Source organism: Streptococcus sp. GMD1S (assembly GCF_000296875.1).
GTDB lineage: Bacteria > Bacillota > Bacilli > Lactobacillales > Streptococcaceae > Streptococcus.
Genome location: NZ_AJQY01000106.1, coordinates 1 through 2,081, shown reverse-complemented (window position 1 = coordinate 2,081; position 2,081 = coordinate 1). Strand labels below are relative to the sequence as shown.

2 protein-coding genes and 1 pseudogene are annotated in these 2,081 nt (G+C 43.3%); all 3 read left to right on the top strand.

The window, feature by feature from the left end; all coding sequences use genetic code 11:
* A pseudogene (locus tag GMD1S_RS07370) lies at window positions 1–564 on the top strand (phenylalanine--tRNA ligase subunit beta); the annotation flags it as partial.
* 250 nt (window positions 565–814) lie between these two features.
* Window positions 815–1,708 carry an ABC transporter ATP-binding protein gene (locus GMD1S_RS07365; RefSeq protein ID WP_000895266.1) on the top strand — a complete coding sequence of 298 codons (894 nt, stop codon included), beginning with the start codon at window positions 815–817 and terminating at the stop codon, window positions 1,706–1,708.
* On the top strand, window positions 1,705–2,081 hold a 377-nt coding region (locus GMD1S_RS07360; RefSeq protein ID WP_001245365.1), incomplete at its 3' end, for an ABC transporter permease. The genes GMD1S_RS07365 and GMD1S_RS07360, both read left to right, overlap by 4 nt.

Sequence of the window (2,081 nt, the reverse complement as noted above, 5' to 3'; positions counted from 1 at the left end):
GCAGCAGTTCCAGTTGATTTCTTCTATGCTAAGGGAATCCTTGAAGCGCTCTTTACTCGCTTGGGACTAGAAGTGACTTATACAGCAACAGCTGAGATTGCAAGTCTCCATCCAGGACGTACAGCCGTGATTTCACTCGGCGACCAAGTTCTTGGTTTCCTTGGCCAAGTGCATCCAGTCACTGCCAAGGCCTACGATATTCCAGAAACGTATGTAGCTGAGCTCAACCTTTCAGGCATCGAAGCTGCCCTTCAACCAGCTGCTCCATTTGTAGAAATCACTAAATTCCCAGCAGTCAGTCGTGACATGGCTCTACTCCTCAAGGCAGAAGTCACTCATCAAGAAGTTGTAGACGCTATCCAAGCTGCAGGCGTGAAACGTTTGACAGATATCAAACTCTTTGACGTCTTCTCAGGCGAAAAACTGGGAGTTGGCATGAAGTCAATGGCCTATAGCTTGACCTTCCAAAATCCAGAAGATAGCTTAACAGACGAAGAAGTCGCACGCTATATGGAAAAAATCCAAGCATCACTCGAAGAAAAAGTGAATGCAGAAGTGCGTTAATAGTCTAAAATCCATCCCTCGGGGTGGATTTTTAGTTTCAAAAGGACAGTTCAGAAGAGAAAAGCGATAGTTGAGGAGGAAGCCATCTCAGAAAGTCTTTAATGAGTTATACTAAAGCTATCGCTGAAGCACTTAAATTTATTAGAGATAGGATACTTTTGCTACTTATAATCCGATAAAATGGACATAAATCGTTGTAAAGGCTATCAAAAAGGAGTATAATAAGTGCAACATATCTCGGAGGTGGAAGATGCTAGAAGTAAGAAATCTAGAGAAAAGTTTCGGTTCCAAGCAAGTTTTGTTTGGTGTCGATTTTCAGGCAAGCCCAGGACGAATTCTAGGGCTGGTCGGGAAAAATGGTGCTGGGAAAACAACGATTTTCCACAGTATTTTGAAATTTTTGGAGTATCAAGGAGAGATTAGTCTGGATGGGCAGGAGATTCGCCAGGAAACTTATGCTCGGATTGGCTATCTGCCTGAAGAACGCAGTCTCATGCCCAAGTTGACAGTTCTTGAGCAAGTTCGCTACCTGGCAACTCTAAAAGGCATGGATGCTAAGGAGGTCAAGGAAAAACTCCCTCAATGGATGGAAAAACTGGAAGTTAAGGGGAAATTAACAGATAAAATCAAGAGCCTCTCAAAAGGGAATCAACAGAAAATCCAGCTGATTATCACCCTCATCCATGAACCAAACTTGATTATCCTAGATGAACCTTTTAGTGGTTTGGATCCAGTCAATACTGAGTTACTCAAGCAGGTCATCATAAAAGAAAAAGAGCGTGGTGCGACCATTATCTTTTCAGACCATGTCATGACCAATGTCGAGGAGCTTTGCGATGATATTCTCATGATTCGAGATGGGCGTGTGGTCTTGCATGGCCCGGTCCAAGAAGTTCGTAATCAATACGGTAAAACACGTCTCTTTGTCTCAAGTGAACGAAGCAAGGAAGAGCTGGAAAGTCTTCCTCATGTCAAACAGGTGTGCTTGACCAAGCAAGGCAGTTGGAAATTGATCCTAGATGATGAGAGCGCTGGAAGGGAACTCTTCCCAATCCTCACTCAAGGTCAATACATCGCGACCTTTGACCAACAAGCTCCAACAATCGATGAAATCTTTAAACTAGAATCAGGGGTGGAAGTATGAGAAATATGTGGGTAGTTATTAAAGAAACCTATCTTCGACATGTCAAGTCGTGGAGTTTCTTCTTTATGGTGATTTCGCCGTTCCTCTTTTTAGCCTTATCTGTAGGAATCGGCTTTCTCCAAGGGTCTTCTATGGCCAAGAATAGCAAGATAGCAGTAGTAACAACTGTGCCATCTGTGGAAGAAGGGCTCAAGGGTACCAATGGTATCAACTTTGATTATAAGGATGAAGCCAGTGCCCAGGCTGCTATCAAGGATGAGAAAATCAAGGGTTACCTAACCATTGACCAAGAGGACAGCGTCCTCAAGGCCGTCTATCATGGTGAAACTTCTCTTGAAACAGGCATCAAACTAGCAGTAACCAATAAGTTAAA